The organism is Chryseobacterium sp. SIMBA_029 (assembly GCF_046535275.1).
In the GTDB taxonomy this organism is placed as follows: domain Bacteria; phylum Bacteroidota; class Bacteroidia; order Flavobacteriales; family Weeksellaceae; genus Chryseobacterium.
In genome coordinates this window covers 30,183-47,551 of record NZ_JAWRXA010000012.1, presented here as the reverse complement: position 1 = coordinate 47,551, position 17,369 = coordinate 30,183, and the positions used below count along the sequence as shown (strand labels likewise).

Genomic DNA, 17,369 nt, shown 5'->3' with positions numbered 1-17,369 from the left:
CTTTTTTATATTAGTTGATATATATTTTTTCTACCTGTTCATTATCAGTGTCTAAAATAATGATCCCTTTATTTTGACTATTGAGTTGTCCCAGCAGGCTTCCATTTTTACTCCATAAAGAGGATTGGCCGGCACATTCATAGCCCCCGGATTCTCCTATGAAATTGGCCATTACAACATGCATGTGATATTTTGCAGCAATATTGGAGAGTTTAATAAGATCTTCGTCAATACCATTTACAGAATTGAGAACGCTTGCGGTGTAGATGTTTGATCCTATTTGATGAGCTTCCTGTGAATGTAAAGGATCCGATAAATCATAGCATATGGCCAATGAAATTTTATTCTGTGCTATTTCCAACTGACAGAAACTATCACCTTTTGAAAAAACACTCGTTTCCGTTGGGAAAAGATTGCGTTTTGAATACACCTCTCTTTTTCTTTCCGGTTGGAATATAATACTGCTGATGCATAACCGATCATCAGATTTTGTCGGCATTCCCACAGTGATATGGATGTTGTTCTCGTCTGCTGTTTTTTGAAAAATGTCTAAAACAGAATCTTCATAATGAATGGAAAGCTGTGCTGCCAACTCTGGTTCATATCCGGTAATGGACAGTTCGGGGAAGATAATCATATCAACATGATGATCAACGGCAGCGCTGATTAATATGTTATGATTTTCAATATTTTTAAGAATATTTCCTTTTACAGGCTGGATTTGGGCTGCTGCTATTTTCATTTTTTTTCATTAAAAAAGCGGAGAAAAAATCTCCGCTTCTAATTTATGCTTTTACATTTAATTTCAATTCCAATTCATCGAGTTGTTCATCAGCAATCGCAGCCGGTGCGTCGATCATGACATCACGTCCTGAATTATTTTTAGGGAATGCGATATAATCTCTGATCACTTCGTTTCCATCAAGGATGGCCACTAAACGGTCAAATCCGAAAGCCAAACCACCGTGAGGAGGTGCTCCGTATTTAAAGGCATTCATCAGGAATCCAAACTGAGCTTCTGCTTCTTCTTTGGTAAATCCTAGTAAGTCAAACATTCTTGACTGTAAGTCTCGATCAAAAATTCTGATAGATCCACCGCCGATTTCATTTCCGTTCAACACCATATCGTAAGCGTTTGCTCTTGCTTTTCCAGGATCTGTTTCCAGCAAATGGATATCTTCAGGTTTTGGAGACGTGAAAGGGTGGTGCATTGCATGGTAACGTCCGCTTTCTTCATCAAATTCCAATAACGGGAAGTCTACTACCCAAAGTGGTGCAAATACATTTCCTTTTCTTAATCCTAAACGGTTTCCAAGTTCCATTCTTAAGGCAGAAAGCTGTGCTCTTACTTTATTCTCGTTTCCGGATAAGATTAGCATTAAGTCACCTTCTTTTGCTCCGAATTTTTCGATGATCTTTGTCAGATCTTCTTCGTTGTAGAATTTGTTGACAGATGAGGTCTTCATTCCATCATTCTGAAACTTAGCCCAAACCATTCCTGAAGCACCGATTTGTGGACGTTTTACCCAATCCACCAATTCGTCGATCTGCTTTCTGGTATAGTCTGCACATCCTTCTACATTAATTCCGACAACCAATTCAGCGTCATCAAATATTTTAAAATCTTTTCCTTTTACTAATTCGTTTAATTCTACGAACTCCATTCCGAAACGGATATCCGGTTTGTCGTTTCCGTATTTCTGCATTGCTTCTGCGAATGTCATTCTTGGGAAAGTTCCGAATTCCTGACCTGTAATATCTTTGATCAGGGTTTTGGTCATTCCTTCAAAAACATTCATCACATCTTCCTGCTCTACAAACGCCATTTCACAGTCAATCTGTGTGAATTCCGGCTGTCTGTCGGCTCTCAGATCCTCATCACGGAAACATTTTACAATCTGGAAATATTTATCCATTCCACCTACCATCAACAATTGTTTGAAGGTTTGCGGAGATTGTGGCAATGCGTAGAATTGTCCAGGGTTCATTCTGCTCGGTACAACAAAGTCTCTTGCTCCTTCCGGAGTAGATTTGATTAAAACCGGAGTTTCCACTTCGATAAATCCTTCATCTGAAAGATAATTTCTTACTTTCTGCGCCATTTTGTGACGGAAGATCAGTTTATCTCTTACCGGAGCTCTTCTGATATCCAGATAACGGTATTTCATTCTTACCTCTTCTCCACCATCCGTTTCATCTTCAATCGTGAAAGGCGGCAGTTGAGATTCATTAAGAACCGTTAATTTTTCAACTAAAATTTCAATTTCCCCTGTTGGAATATTAGGGTTTTTGCTTACTCTTTCAATGACTTTTCCGCTTACCTGAATAACGAATTCACGGCCAAGTTTTTTAGCTTCTTCCATTAACTGGGCAGAAGAACGGTCCTGATCAAAAACCAATTGAGTAATTCCGTAACGATCTCGAAGATCTATCCAAATCATAAATCCTTTATCACGGATTGTTTGTACCCATCCTGATAGTGTAACTTCTTCATTAAGATTTTTTAGAGATAATTCTCCGTTTGTGTGTGATCGAAACATTTGTTTTAGATGTTAGATATTAGACTTTAGATATTGAGAACATAAAGGCCCCAATTTTAGACTGCAAAGATAAGATTTTTTGCAGGTTGTATAAACAAAAAAAGACTTCCTTTCGGAAGTCTTCAATATTATGTAGAGCTTTTAGTTTCTAACGGCTCCTTTTTCCAGTAATAATTTTACAGTTTCCTGTCTTTTTCCTAACTCAGCCAGATCAAGCGGAGTTTTTTCATTACAAGGTTTATTGATATCTGCTTTGTTATCCAGAAGATATTTAACAATCTCATTTTTACCATACATAGCACTGAATCCTAACGGACTGAATGAATTTGTTTTCACAACAAAACACTTATTATAGTCTGCTTTTGCAAACTGCTTTTTGAATACATCAATATTGTCTGTGTAAATAGCCTTCATCTGTGGAGCACTCAATTCCTGTGCAGATAGCCTATTTGCAGCCAGTGAAATTCCAAGTACAAAGAATGTAGAGATTATTTTTTTCATGAACTTCATTTTTAAGAATATACAAATCTAAATTAAATTTTGATAATGTTAATAATTAATCTCTATGAAATATTCATGTTTTTTTTAGTTTTCCTTGTTTAAAGATATTTGAGCTTATTATTTTTATAGAACTGTAGTTATATCAAATCACAGAGTATAATCTGTGTCTTTTTGCGATTAAATCAATACAATGTACAGTAAAGTGCCAACGATTATGAAAAGTTTAACAGTCTGTAGCTTTGAATTTTAAAGACTTATTTTTACATTAGTACTCATCAATAAAATATTTCATTATGGGAAAAGGAGACAAAAAATCAAAAAGAGGAAAAATCAATTCAGGAAGTTATGGTAAGAGAAGACTTAGAAAAAAAGGTAAAACTGCTGCAGCTTCAGAAAAAGCAAAGAGTTGATATCATAAAAATGGCGAAGAATACTCTTCGCCATTTTTGTGGTATTGTATTAAAATTCAATTATTTTCCTCCAAAAAGACCGCCAAGGATACTTCCTAATCCTCCGCCGCCTTGCTGCTGCTGTCCTCCACCGCCTAACACACTTCCTAAGATATCGTTCAAAGGATTTCCTGAAGATGAAGCCTGTCCGTTTCCAAGAACGCTTCCAAGAATGTCGTTCAATGGGCTTGATTGCTGACCTTGAGCCTGGTTTGAAGCATTTCCAAGAATTCCATCAAGTAAACCTCCCAAACCTCCGGCACCTACATTGTTTTGTTGCTTTTGTTGCCCGATATATCCCATGATAACAGGAGCTAACATCGCAAGAATAGGTCCTATTTTATCAATAGAGATTCCTGTGTTCTGAGACAATTGGTTTTCTACATTTTCTTTTTCTCCACCAAAAACATGGTTAAGAATAGATCCGCCTTCGGCTTGTCTGGCTTCTGCCTGTGAAGCATCATTTAAAATACTTCCATCATGGTCTTTATCCAAAGCATTATTTAAAGCTTCTGCTTCGTTGCTATCCTGTGATTTATTTCTAAGATGAGAAATAACAAGTGGTGCAGCTACTGCTAATAAGGCAATAATTTGGTTCTTGCTGATCCCAAATTTGTTTTCAGCCTGTTCTGCAACCTGGCTGCTGGTATTTCCTGTAAGTAAATCGATTAAACTCATGTTTGTGTTTATTTTTAAATATTAAGTTGATCAAATTTATTAAAAAATATGAATACCAAATTTTTTTCAACTTATAATTATTGTTAAAGTTTATGATCTTCCGTGGTAGTCGGCAAGAGCGATCATAAGACTTCTCCAAGAATAAATAAAACCTAAAGTAAGGAACAGGAATGATGAATGTTGATTTATGGATTAATTCTTTATAATAGGGACATTAGAACAAGCTTCCCCAAACATCAGAGATTTTACAATAGGTTTAATCTGCTCGACCAATTCTATATAGGCATTTTCAGGGATGTCTTTATCTGTGCAGCCTTTTACCAGAACTCTTTTTCCTCTCATAAAATCGAAATCATAGGTTTGGATGGCATTGTGCATCAAAATAACCTCCAAATCCTGACGGTTTCCGAAAACGATTTTTTTGGCAACATCCGTAAGTTTTGCAGTCAATACAAAATAAGCCCACAGCGGAACAATCGCATCTGCGGAATTGTAGATGTAAATATAAGCACCCTCATATTCCTCAGTGTTAATCGCTTCAACCTTTTCACGGAAGTCTTTCTCTTTCAGGATCATTTCCTGGAAAAGAAAATCTTTCAGGTCAATGCCTTTTCTCACTCCCTTAGGAAGCAGGGTTGAAAGGTCAAAATTTACCAGGCCGCTTTCCGCAACTTTATTTCGGATTTCAAATTCTTCTGACATTTTTTATCATTATCTTTGAACAAATTTACAAATTAAGATTCGATAAAGCCTTAATTTGTTCTCTATCCTTACCATAGAAATGAAGTATTATATTATTGCAGGAGAGGCTTCCGGAGATCTGCACGGAAGTAATTTAATGAAAGCGTTACAACAGAAAGATCCGGCTGCCGAGTTTAGATTCTGGGGTGGAGATCTTATGACCCAGCAGGGAGGCACATTGGTAAAACATTACCGTGATCTGGCTTTTATGGGCTTTCTGGAGGTTGCGATGAATTTAAAAACGATATTGAACAATATTAAATTCTGCAAAGAGGATATCAGAAAAAACAAACCAGATATTTTAATTCTTGTTGATTATCCGGGATTCAACCTGAGAATAGCCAAGTTTGCGAAAGAACTCGGAATAAAGGTAGTTTACTATATTTCCCCACAGCTCTGGGCCTGGAAAGAGGGCAGGGTAGAAATCATCAAAAAATATGTAGATGAAATGATGGTTATTCTTCCGTTTGAGGAAGAGTTCTATAAAAAACATGGTGTGCATTCCCATTTTGTGGGTCATCCATTGCTTGATGCCATTTCAAATCTTCAGGACATCAGTGTTGAAAATTTCAAAAAGGAACATGGCTTAAACGAAAAAGAGATCATTGCACTTTTACCAGGCTCCCGAAAGCAGGAAGTGGAAAAAATGCTTGAGATTATGCTTTCAGTCAGACCACAATTTAAAGATTATCAATTTGTAATTGCCGGTGCACCCAGTCTTCCTAAAGAATTTTATCAGAAATATGTGGATGACAATGTACATTTCGTATCCAATAAAACATATGACCTGCTGAGGTGCTCAAAAGCGGCTTTAGTGACTTCCGGAACAGCAACGTTAGAAACAGCTTTGTTGGATATTCCAGAAGTGGTTTGCTACCGCGGAAGCAAAGTTTCTTATGCCATCGCAAAAAGGCTGGTAAAAAATATCAAATACATCTCATTGGTCAACCTGATCATGGATCGGGAAGTGGTGAAAGAGCTCATCCAGAACGACCTGAATACTAAAAACCTTGTTGGAGAACTTAAAAAAGTCCTGGAAGGAGATAAAAGAGCTCAGGTGCTGACGGATTACAAACTTTTAAGAGAAAAGCTTGGAGGTAAAGGAGCCAGTGATCATGCTGCTGAAGTTATTTTAAAAGTTTAATGAGAATTCGATTTTTATAGGAAAAAATCACGCGTTCAATTGGCTGGTTTACAGTGGAAATTATTGTTAATCTGCAAATTCAGTGATAATTAATTAGCAACTAATTGATTATTTTGAAGGGAAAATAACTGCAGTTGAGTAAACAGCCTTTTCTTATTCTGACCCTCTGTTTTATCCTTGGAATTTTCTTTCAGGATCGTTTCATATTGGACAATACCGCAATTTATATAATTTGTGGACTTTGTTCGCTTATTCTCCTGTCAACTTTTTTTCATTCTTATTTTTTATTTAAATTGAGACCTGTACTCTTAGGTATATTATTTTTTGGAGCCGGAATAACACTTCATTCTTTCAATATTTTTACATCAAAAGACAGCCATATTTCCGGTCGGAAAATCATTGTTTTTAAAATTTCAAAAAAATTAAATTCCACTGAAAAGAATAAAAAATATGAAATTATTGTTCAGGATGGGAAAGAATCTTTAAATGCAATTTTACACAGTCCTAAGAACGGTAAAGAGTTGGATTTTAATCATTATTATAAAGCAGAGGCTTACATTTCTACACCCAAACATCCTCAATATGATTTTCAGTTTGACTACGCGAAATATCTGCAGCGCAAACATATAGTCTCTCAATATTATATTAATGGAGACTTGTCTTCTGCGATAAGAGATGATCTGAACGTAAGTGAAAAAATGGCTCAAAAAAGAATGGAGCTGCTTCAGAAAATCGATGCTATGGAAATGTCTATTCGAAGCCGGGAATTTTTAAAAGGCATTATTCTGGCGGACAGAACCGAAATGGATAGCAATACTGTACAGGATTTTAACAGATCAGGTCTTGTGCATTTTTTGGCTATTTCTGGAACTCATATTGTTGTTATTTTCGGATTATTTTACTTTCTTTTGACTCAAATATTACCGTTGAAATTCAGGAAATATGCTGTCATTACCAGTCTCATTTTTATATGGCTTTTTGCTTTATTTATTGGGTTGGGAAATTCTGTATTGCGTTCCTGTATTATGCTGAGTGTATATTTTATTTACGTATTGCTGCAGCGTAAACCAGATCTTCTTCACTCCCTGGCGTTGTCGGCTTTTATCATTCTGATTTTCGATACCCATCAGATTTTTGATGTGGGATTTCAATTAAGTTTTGCAGCGGTATTAGGAATTTTTTGGTTGAATCAGCCCATTTTACAGTATTTCCCGAAGCAGGATAATTATTTGAAAAAGCTTCTTTTTAATACCATTTCAATTTCCATTGCTGCTCAGGTGGCGACGCTTCCTTTAGTCTTATATTATTTCCATCAGTTTTCTTTTATTTCAATTCTTGCTAACTTCTTTATCGTTCCGTTTTCAGAAATTATTATTGTATTTTCATTTTTAATGACGACGCTGGTGGCACTTAATATTGATTTCAGTTTGATCAATGTGGTGTATGATTTTATTATTCAGGTTTTATTGACATGTATTCACTGGTTTGCGGACGTAGATATTTTGTTTTTTGAAAATATACCAATGAATCTGACGGAGGTTTTATCCATAGCTGTCGTAATTTACCTGCTGAGGTTTGTAATTTTGAGGGTAAACCTTAAAAATTCTGCGAGATTGATAATGGCGATTTTTGTTTTTATACTACTTAGAATAAGCTTCACAATTTATGAAAACAGAAAGGAAGAAGTTCTGTTTCATAGCTTTAGTAAAAATAAAGTGTTTTCAGTGAAGGAAGGGAATGAAGCCTGCTTTTGGATTGAAGAAAATTCAGAAAAAGATAAGGTCGTGCGATTTATTATCAATCCATACCAGGCTGCAAGGAGGCTCAATAGGATTGAAATAAAAACGTTGCCAAAGACGGCTCAAAAGGCGGTGTATAATGGCAAACTTTATAATATAAATTAATTGTTAATTTTTTTTATTTTTCCCGTATCTACAACGTTTTGAGCTCTTATTTAGAAAGGTTACAAACTAACTAATTGTGAGATTTCTCACTTTTTGATATTGTTAACATTTCTTAATTTTGTAGAAATTCAAATTTAAACTTAATATGGCAGGTTTAACGAGTTCTACAATAGGTAGAAAATATGCGATGGCATTATCAGCTCTATTTTTGCTGATCTTTCTTATACTGCATTTGACGACAAACTTATTATCGGTATTACCTAATCGAGATGTGTTCAATACAGCATCAGACTTTATGGGCTATAATCCGTTTGTGCAGTTCTTAATGCAGCCTATTCTTGGTTTTGCAGTGATTTTCCATTTTATTATGGGATTTGTACTGGAAATTAAGAATAACAAAGCGCGTCCGGTTAAGTATGCGGCAAACAACGCTTCTGTGAACTCTTCATGGATGTCTAGAAATATGATTATTTCTGGTGCTGTTGTTTTAGCTTTCTTGGCGCTTCACTTTTATGATTTCTGGTTACATGAAATTAATTACAAGTATGTGGAAAGGCTTGCTCCTGATGCAGAACGTTTTTGGCCGGAACTGCATGAAAAGTTTGCAGATATCTGGAGGGTGGCTATCTATGTGATTGCTTTTGTTTTATTAGGATTACACTTAGCTCACGGATTCCAGTCTTCTTTCCAGTCACTTGGTGCAAGGCATCCTAAATATACTCCGGTAATTAAAGCGTTTGGAAAGTGGTATGCTATCCTTATTCCTGCTGGATTTATTTTTATTGCAATTTATCATTTTATAACTCAATAATATCAATATACTAATATGAGTAAGTTAGATTCTAGAATTCCGGCTGGTCCTCTAAAGGACAAATGGAAAAATCATAAAGACCATATGAACCTTGTTGCACCAAACAACAGAGATAAGATTGATATTATTGTTGTAGGTACAGGTTTGGCAGGAGGTTCTGCAGCTGCTACTTTAGCAGAGCAGGGATATAATGTAAAAGCATTCTGTTATCAGGATTCTCCAAGAAGAGCACACTCCATTGCAGCGCAGGGAGGTATCAACGCCGCCAAGAATTATCAGGGTGATGGTGACTCTACCTATAGACTATTCTACGATACCATCAAAGGAGGTGACTATAGAGCAAGAGAAGCAAACGTATACAGATTAGCTGAGGTATCTGCCAACATTATCGACCAGTGTGTTTCACAAGGTGTACCATTCGGAAGAGATTACGGCGGCCAGTTAGATAACCGTTCATTTGGTGGAGTTCAGGTAAAAAGAACATTCTATGCAAAAGGACAAACAGGTCAGCAGTTATTATTAGGTGCTTATTCTTCTTTAAGCCGTCAAATCGGTAAGGGGAGAGTGAAAATGTATAACCGTCACGAAATGCTGGATCTAGTAATTGTAGACGGAAAAGCAAGAGGTATCATCGCAAGAAACCTTGTAACAGGTGAGGTTGAAAGACATTCTGCTCACGCTGTAGTGATTGCATCAGGAGGATACGGAAACGTATATTTCCTTTCTACCAATGCAATGGGTTCAAACGTTTCTGCAGCTTGGAAGATTCACAAAAAAGGAGCATATTTTGCAAACCCTTGTTATGTACAGATCCACCCGACTTGTATTCCTGTTCACGGAACGCAGCAGTCTAAGCTGACTTTGATGTCTGAATCATTAAGAAACTCAGGAAGAATCTGGGTTCCTAAGAAAATTGAAGATTCAGTTGCTATTAGAGAAGGGAAATTAAGACCTGAAAATATTAAAGAAGAAGATAGAGATTACTATTTAGAAAGAAGATATCCTGCATTCGGAAACTTAGTTCCTCGTGACGTTGCATCTAGAGCGGGTAAAGAAAGATGTGATGCCGGTTTCGGAATCGAAAATAATGATACCAAAGAAGGTGTTTACTTAGATTTCTCTACAGAAATTATCAAAAAAGGTAAAGAATCTGCTATTGAAAAGCATATTCATAATCCTAGTGACCAGCAAATTTACGACCTCGGAAAAGCTTGGATTGAAGAAAAATACGGTAACCTATTTGTAATGTACGAAAAGATTACTGCTGCTGATCCTTACAAGACTCCAATGAAGATTTATCCTGCAGTTCACTACACCATGGGTGGGGTTTGGGTTGATTATAACCTTCAGTCTACCATTCCTGGATGTTTCGTAATTGGTGAAGCTAACTTCTCAGACCACGGAGCAAACAGACTTGGGGCTTCTGCATTGATGCAAGGTCTTGCAGACGGATATTTCGTACTTCCTTACACCATTGCAGATTATCTTTCTGCAGATATTAGAACTGGAACCATTCCTACAGATTCAGCTGATTTTGTTGAAGCTGAAAAAGGAATTAAAGATAAAATAGATTTCTTCTTAAATAACAAAGGAACTCATTCTGTAGACCATTTCCATAAGCAATTAGGAAACATTATGTGGAATAAAGTAGGAATGGGAAGAACTCCTGAAGGATTAAGAGAAGCGATCAGCGAAATTGAAGAAGTGAAAAATGATTTCTGGAAAAACGTAAAAGTTCCTGGAGATGTTGAAGGTATGAACACTGAGCTTGAAAAAGCATTCAGAGTAGCAGACTTTATTGAACTTGGACAATTAATGGCTATCGATGCATTACACAGAAACGAATCTTGTGGTGGGCATTTCAGAGAAGATCATGCGACTCCGGAAGGGGAAGCAGAAAGAGATGACGTCAACTTTAAATATGTAGGAGCTTGGGAATATCAAGGTGATGATATCAAACAGGAAGTTCTGCACAAAGAAGATCTTATCTATGAAAACATCGAAGTTAAAGCGAGAAGTTACAAATAATCTCCAACCTATAAATATAAAATTATGAGTGCAAAAAAAGGCCTTCATCTTACGCTGAAAATTTGGAGACAAAAAAATAGTAAAACTAAAGGTCAGTTTGAGACCTATAAAATATCAGATGTTTCTACAGATTCCTCTTTTCTGGAAATGCTGGACATCTTGAACGAAAACTTAATTAACGAGGGAAAAGAACCTATCGCTTTCGACCACGACTGTCGTGAAGGGATATGCGGGATGTGCTCCCTTTATATCAATGGTAGAGCCCATGGTCCTGATACCGGGATTACAACATGTCAGCTTCACATGAGAATGTTTAATGACGGTGAAACCATCGTTATTGAACCTTGGAGAAGTGTGGCTTTTCCGGTTATTAAAGACTTAATGGTTGATAGAAGCGCGTTCGACAGAGTAATGGCTGCAGGAGGTTTCATTTCTGTCAATACTTCAGGAAATACCCTTGATGCCAATGCAATTCCGGTTCCTAAAGAAGATGCAGACAAAGCAATGGATGCTGCGGCTTGTATCGGATGTGGAGCTTGTGTTGCTACTTGTAAAAACGGATCTGCAATGCTATTTGTAGGAGCTAAAGTATCTCAGTTTGCATTATTGCCGCAAGGTAGAGTGGAAGCGAAAAGAAGAGTTCTGAACATGGTGCAGGCTATGGATGATGAAGGATTCGGTAACTGTTCAAACACAGGTGCATGTGAAGTAGAATGTCCGAAAGGAATTTCTCTTGAAAACATCGCCAGAATGAACAGAGAATACATGGCAGCTCTTGTAGATAAAGGATAAAACCGATTGAAATACATAAAAAAAATCGTCTCCTTACCGGATGACGATTTTTTTAGTTAAATCTTTCATAAAAAGTCCTATTAAATTGTATTTAGTATATTGAAAAACTTATTTTTGTTTAATTATAAAATTCAAAATGAAAAAATATCTTTTATTGTTTATCATTGCAATCTTTGTGATGTCTTGCTCAAAAAAAGTTGAGGTAAAAGGAAAAATTACGGGAAGTTCACCACTGGAGAGAATCGAGTTTGTGGAAGCTTCAGGAGTCGGAACACTTCCTCTTGCCAACATCGGTTTAGATAAAGACGGTAATTTTTCTGGCAGTTTTGAAGCTCCGAAAGATGGAATGTATGTGATCAACTATGCTGGAAGACAGAATTTAATTTACCTTGAAGGAGGTCAAAAAGTGAATATTTCAGGGAATGGAGCTACTTTCCCGAACGAATATATTGTTACAGGAGATGCTAAAAAGAATAATGATTTCTTTCAGGCAAATCAAAAGTTCTTATCCGAATATGGTAAGAAAATTAACATCCAGGAATTAATGGGTGGCGATGAAAAGGCATTTTTAAAAGGAGCACAAAAAATTGAAGCAGATATCAATAAAAATGTTGATGAAATTGCTAAAAAATATAATCCTAGCAAAGGTCTGATCGAATGGAAGAAAAATGACGTTAAAGTAATTATTCTTAATTTATTAGGAAACTACGAAATGTCTCATGGTCAGATGTCAGGGAACCCTTCATTCAAAGTAACAAAGGTGTTTACAGATTATGAAAATAAGCTGCAGGACAATAAAGATGTAATGGTGAAAACTATTCCTCTTTACAGACAATATTTATTGGTTAAAATGAGTCCTGGTTTCCAGAAATATGCAGAAGCAAATAGCAAAGGAAAAACTGACGTAATCACTTCAGAGCTTTTTGCTGAATATTTAAAAAGTCAGAAAGAAGTAACACAAACTGCTAAAGATTATCTTTTAGGATTTGTATTAGCTCAGGATATTCACCCGACTTCACAACCGAAGACGATTGATAAAATCAAGAAAATTATCGATACAGATATTAAAGATGCAACCATTAAATCAGATTTAAATAAAATGCAGGTTGCCATCACCGGTCTTAAAATTGGTGAAGTTGCACCGGAGGCATCTTTAGTGAAACAAGATGGAAAAGCATACAAGCTTTCTGAAAATAAAGGAAAACCTTATATGTTGTTTTTCTATGCTTCTTGGAATCCTTACATTGCAGAAGGTACGGTACCAGTATTGAAAGAAGTAGCAAACTTCTATAAATCTAAAATGAACTTCGTGTATGTAAACGTAGACGATACAAAAGATCAGTTTGTGAAAACAAGCAATGCTTTATTAAAAGGAGTTGAAGGAATTAATGTATATGCTGACGGAGGATTAAACTCTGATATTGCAAAAAAATATGGCGTATACGGTTTCAAATTACCTTGTTTCGTTATCATTGATAAAGACGGTAAAATTGCCAGCAGATCATTTGTAAACCTAGGAGAACAGGATCTTGTTACTATTCTGGATAAACAAACAGGGCTTTCTGCTCCAAAAGTAGATCCTAATATGCAAGTACAACCGGGAATGAATGTTGACCCTGCTGCAATGCAACAACAACAACAACAACAACAACAACAAGCTCCGCAGCCTGCTAACCCGCAGCCGGTTCAGACAAAATAATAAACTTTACCATAGAGGAAAACCTTGTCTTCGGATAAGGTTTTTTTTTGTTGTATTTTTGCGAAATGAAACCGGAAGGTTTCATTCAGTTATATAGAAAAAATAGAATTACGGATGAAACCGAAAGGTTCCTCCGGCCTTATAGAAAAAATAAAAGATTCGGATGAAAAAGAAGAAAGATATCATTCTTGAAAATATCAAATTATTTGCAGCAGGAGCTAAAGGAGTAGCGATTGGAAAAACTGAAGATGGGAAAACTGTATTGATTTCAGGAGCAATTCCAGGAGATGTGGTGAATGCCAGAGTGAAAAAATCTAAGTCCAAATACTATGAAGCTGAAACGGTAGAAATATTGGAGAAATCTCCATATAGAGTAGAGCCAAAATGTATTCATTTTGGAACTTGCGGCGGATGCAAATGGCAAAACATGAGCTATGAAAAACAGCTTGACGTTAAACAGGAAGAAGTATATAATAATATCAAAAGAATTGGCGGAATCGATGATTTCGAAACTATGCCTATTTTAGGAGCTGCCGAACAGTATTTCTACAGAAACAAAATGGAATTCTCGTTCTCCAACGCGAGATGGCTTACCAAATATGAAATAAGCTCAGAAGAAAATTTTGGAAGCAAAGATGCCCTGGGATTCCATATTCCGGGAATGTGGAGTAAAATTCTGGATCTTAAAGAATGTTTTCTTCAGGAAGATCCATCAAACGCAATCCGTTTGGCAGTGAAAAAATTCGGGGTAGATCATGGGCTGGACTTCTTTGACGTTAAAAATCAGGAAGGTTTCCTGAGAACTTTAATGATGAGACAGAACTCTAAAGGAGAATGGATGGTATTATTCCAGCTATACAGAGAAGAAAAAGCCAACAGAATACAGCTTTTTGATTATCTACTTGAAAATTTCCCACAGATAAAAACATTGGTATATGCCATCAATCCTAAACAGAATGATTCTATTTATGATTTGAATGTCAATACCTATTTTGGAGAAGGATTTTTAATGGAAGAAATGGATGGGCTTAAATTTAAAATAGGACCAAAATCATTTTTCCAGACCAATTATAAACAGGCTTTGGAACTGTATAGAAAAACGCTGGAGTTTGCAGATTTAAAAGGAGATGAAGTGGTATACGATCTCTATACAGGAACCGGAACCATTGCTCAGTACGTAGCAAGAAATGCAAAACATGTTATTGGGATTGAATCTGTTCAGGAAGCGATAGACGCTGCGATTGAACATGCCGAATTAAACGGCCTTACCAATACAACATTCTATTGTGGAGATATGAAGAACGTATTTAATGATGAGTTTCTTGAAAACCATCCTAAAGCAGACGTTTTAATTACCGATCCGCCAAGAGACGGAATGCACCAGAAAGTCGTAGAGCAAATTCTGAAACTGGCTCCTGAAAAAGTAGTTTATGTAAGCTGTAATTCAGCAACACAGGCCAGAGATCTTGCATTGATGAAAGATCATTATACCTTGGTGAAAATTTTACCGGTAGACATGTTCCCGCAGACCCACCATGTTGAAAATATTGCTTTATTGATTAAAAAATAATTTAATTAAATTTGAAACTAATAATCTGAAAATTTAATGAAAAGAGCGAAAAATCTTAGTGTTGTATTCATCTTATTGGCCCTGATATTTAATCAGTGTGAATTGAAAGGCCAGGAAAAAGATTCTGTCAATGTAAAAACTGATACTGCTAAAGTAAAAAAAGACGATAAGAAAAAGCCTTTAATAAAACCTTATAAAGAGGTTATTACGGATAAAGCGGTATCCGATCAGGGCGTTTTTACGGTTCATAAAATTGACGATAAGTATTACTTTGAAATTCCTGATTCAATGTTGAAAAAGGAATTTCTATTGGTAACAAGACTTACAAAAGCTGCTGCAGGAATGCGTTCCGGAAGTACGGGCTATGCAGGAGATCAGATTGGTCAGCAGGTAGTAGCTTTTGAAAAAGGTCCTAAAGATAAAATTCTACTGAGGGCCATATCTTATGTAGACTATGCAAAAGATTCTACTTCGGATATGTATAATTCTGTAAGAAGAAATAACGTCCAGCCGATTGTAAAGTCTTTTGATGTAAAAACGTATGGAGTTAATACAAAGTCATCAGTCATTGATGTTACAGATCTTTTGAATTCTGATAACGAAATGGTTTCTTTCTCTGTAAATTATAAAGACGCCTTTAAAGTAGGAGCTTTTCAGAAAGATATGTCTTTTGTGAACTTTGTGAAATCATTTCCTAATAATATTGAAATCAATACCACTAAAACCTTTGCTCGTACTTTAGGAAGAACCATGCCTGGAACTCCACCGGGAGATGTTCCTAAAATAAGTGGAAATTATACAGTAGAAATCAACGCTTCATTTGTTCTGTTGCCTGAAAATAAAATGCAGGCGAGATATTTTGATCCGAGAGTAGGATATTTTACCGTAGGATATACCGATTTTGATCTTGATCCTCAGGGAGTAAAAAAGATTTCTCTAGTAAAAAGATGGAAACTGGAACCGAAACCTCAGGATCTTGAAAAGTATAAAAGAGGAGAACTGGTGGAACCTGCAAAACCAATCGTATTCTACATTGATCCTGCAACCCCGAAAAAATGGGTGCCTTTTCTTATTCAGGGAGTAAACGACTGGAAAAAAGCATTTGAAAAAGCCGGTTTTAAAAATGCTATTTATGCAAAAGTTCCTGATGCTAAAACAGATCCGGAATGGAGCCTTGAAGATGCACGGTTTTCTGCAATAGTATATAAACCCTCAGATGTTCCTAATGCTTCGGGACCTTCAATTTCAGATCCGAGAACAGGAGAGATTCTTGAAAGCCACATCAACTGGTATCATAATGTAATGATGCTGTTAAGAAACTGGTATTTCGTTCAGGCATCACCGAATGATCCAAGAGCAAGAAAAGTTGAATTTGATGATCAATTAATGGGAGAGCTGATTCGTTTTGTTTCCTCTCACGAAGTTGGACATACTTTAGGACTGAGACATAACTTTGGTTCAAGTTCTACGGTTCCGGTTGAAAAATTGAGAGATAAAAAATGGCTTGAGAAAAACGGACATACGCCTTCAATTATGGACTATGCGAGATTTAATTATGTTGCACAACCGGAAGATAATATCGGAGATTCCGGGATTATGCCGAGAATTGGAGATTATGATGACTGGGCGATCGAATGGGGATACAGAAGATTTTATCAGTACAATACTCCGGACCTGGAAAAAGAATATTTAAATAAATGGGTGATTAAAAACCTTCAGAATAACAGACTTTGGTTCGGAACAGAATCGAATCCTCTGGATCCGAGATCACAAAGCGAACAGGTGGGAGATAATGCAATGATTGCAAGTACCTATGGAATCAAAAACCTGAAAAGGATAATCGATAATCTTGAAAAATGGACGGCTACTCCGAATGAAGATTATGAAAACCTTGGAATGATGTATGATCAGGTGACCACCCAGTTCAGAAGATATACGGGACACGTTTCCAAATATATCGGCGGCCAGATGGAAACACCTAAAACGGCTGAACAGTCAGGTGCGGTATATGAGGTAGTTTCTAAAAAAGATCAGAAAGAGGCCATGAAGTTCCTAGAAGAGAATGTATTTACCACTCCGCAGTGGCTGATTAAAAAGGATATTTTTGAGAAGACAGGAAAAACACCTGTAAAAACCGTTGAAGATATTCAGAACGGGGTTCTTTCCAGAATTTTAAGCCCAATGGTTTTGCAGAATATGTATCAGATGGAAACGGTAGATCAAAATACCTATACGATTACAGAATTATTATCAGATCTTAATTCTTCCATCATTAAAAAAGAAAATCCTGATGTGTACGGAAGAAATCTTCAGCGAAATTATGTTGATAATTTAATCAAACTGGTAGATACAAAATCTTCTGACAGATCTGATGTTTCTGCTATTGCAAGAGGTAATTTGAATTCAATTAAAAAAGAAATTTCTGTAAAAACAGATGCTAATATGGTTAATAAATATCATTATGAAGATCTTGTTTTCAGAATAGAAAAAGCATTAGATCCAAAATAAAATT

Annotated in this window: 14 protein-coding genes; 9 read left to right on the top strand and 5 right to left on the bottom strand. The window is 36.2% G+C overall.

The features are described from left to right. Nucleotides 1–10: 10 nt before the first annotated feature. The 3 genes from SB679_RS19780 to SB679_RS19770 all read right to left on the bottom strand — a co-directional run bounded on the left by SB679_RS19780 (nt 11) and on the right by SB679_RS19770 (nt 3,041). On the bottom strand, nt 11–742 hold the full coding sequence (locus tag SB679_RS19780; protein ID WP_410704050.1) for a carbon-nitrogen hydrolase family protein: 732 nt from the start codon (nt 740–742) through the stop codon (nt 11–13). Nucleotides 743–785: 43 nt separating this feature from the next. Next, nucleotides 786–2,540, bottom strand: coding sequence for an aspartate--tRNA ligase (gene aspS, locus SB679_RS19775; protein ID WP_410704049.1), 1,755 nt, complete (start codon nt 2,538–2,540; stop codon nt 786–788). A gap of 141 nt (nt 2,541–2,681) precedes the next feature. Next, nucleotides 2,682–3,041 carry an ankyrin repeat domain-containing protein gene (locus SB679_RS19770; RefSeq protein WP_410704048.1) on the bottom strand — a complete coding sequence of 120 codons (360 nt, stop codon included), beginning with the start codon at nt 3,039–3,041 and terminating at the stop codon, nt 2,682–2,684. A gap of 293 nt (nt 3,042–3,334) precedes the next feature. On the opposite strand from SB679_RS19770, the gene SB679_RS19765 reads away from it, so the two are divergent. After that, entirely contained in the window at nt 3,335–3,451 is a 117-nt protein-coding gene (locus tag SB679_RS19765; protein WP_410704047.1) for a 30S ribosomal protein THX, read from the top strand. A gap of 60 nt (nt 3,452–3,511) precedes the next feature. Here SB679_RS19765 and SB679_RS19760 read toward each other — a convergent pair whose 3' ends face one another. Together SB679_RS19760 and SB679_RS19755 are read right to left on the bottom strand one after the other, a co-directional pair. Further along, nucleotides 3,512–4,168, bottom strand: coding sequence for a DUF937 domain-containing protein (locus SB679_RS19760; RefSeq protein WP_410704046.1), 657 nt, complete (start codon nt 4,166–4,168; stop codon nt 3,512–3,514). A 192-nt stretch (nt 4,169–4,360) separates the two neighbouring features. Then, the gene (locus tag SB679_RS19755) at nt 4,361–4,870 is read right to left on the bottom strand and encodes a DUF2480 family protein (protein WP_317742262.1); all 510 of its coding nucleotides are present in this window, start codon (nt 4,868–4,870) and stop codon (nt 4,361–4,363) included. A gap of 79 nt (nt 4,871–4,949) precedes the next feature. Between SB679_RS19755 and lpxB the strand changes: the two genes are divergently transcribed. From lpxB to SB679_RS19715, 8 genes are all read left to right on the top strand, one after another. Further along, a complete protein-coding gene (lpxB, locus tag SB679_RS19750; RefSeq protein ID WP_410704045.1) occupies nt 4,950–6,053 on the top strand; it encodes a lipid-A-disaccharide synthase in 1,104 nt (367 codons plus the stop codon). A 134-nt stretch (nt 6,054–6,187) separates the two neighbouring features. Further along, entirely contained in the window at nt 6,188–7,957 is a 1,770-nt protein-coding gene (locus tag SB679_RS19745) for a ComEC/Rec2 family competence protein (RefSeq protein WP_410704044.1), read from the top strand. A gap of 145 nt (nt 7,958–8,102) precedes the next feature. Continuing rightward, entirely contained in the window at nt 8,103–8,768 is a 666-nt protein-coding gene (locus tag SB679_RS19740; RefSeq protein ID WP_410704043.1) for a succinate dehydrogenase cytochrome b subunit, read from the top strand. Between the two features lie 15 nt (nt 8,769–8,783). Next, nucleotides 8,784–10,796, top strand: coding sequence for a fumarate reductase/succinate dehydrogenase flavoprotein subunit (locus SB679_RS19735; protein WP_410704042.1), 2,013 nt, complete (start codon nt 8,784–8,786; stop codon nt 10,794–10,796). Nucleotides 10,797–10,820: 24 nt separating this feature from the next. Beyond that, nucleotides 10,821–11,588 (top strand): succinate dehydrogenase/fumarate reductase iron-sulfur subunit, encoded by a 768-nt coding sequence (locus SB679_RS19730; RefSeq protein WP_410704041.1) that lies wholly within the window; start codon nt 10,821–10,823, stop codon nt 11,586–11,588. 136 nt (nt 11,589–11,724) lie between these two features. Beyond that, nucleotides 11,725–13,287 (top strand): TlpA family protein disulfide reductase, encoded by a 1,563-nt coding sequence (locus SB679_RS19725; protein WP_410704040.1) that lies wholly within the window; start codon nt 11,725–11,727, stop codon nt 13,285–13,287. 163 nt (nt 13,288–13,450) lie between these two features. Further along, complete coding sequence (gene rlmD, locus SB679_RS19720) at nt 13,451–14,857, top strand: 23S rRNA (uracil(1939)-C(5))-methyltransferase RlmD (RefSeq protein WP_410704039.1); 1,407 nt, start codon at nt 13,451–13,453, stop codon at nt 14,855–14,857. A gap of 36 nt (nt 14,858–14,893) precedes the next feature. Further along, nucleotides 14,894–17,365: a zinc-dependent metalloprotease gene (locus SB679_RS19715; protein ID WP_410704038.1), complete on the top strand. Its 2,472-nt coding sequence runs from the start codon at nt 14,894–14,896 to the stop codon at nt 17,363–17,365. Nucleotides 17,366–17,369 lie beyond the last annotated feature (4 nt).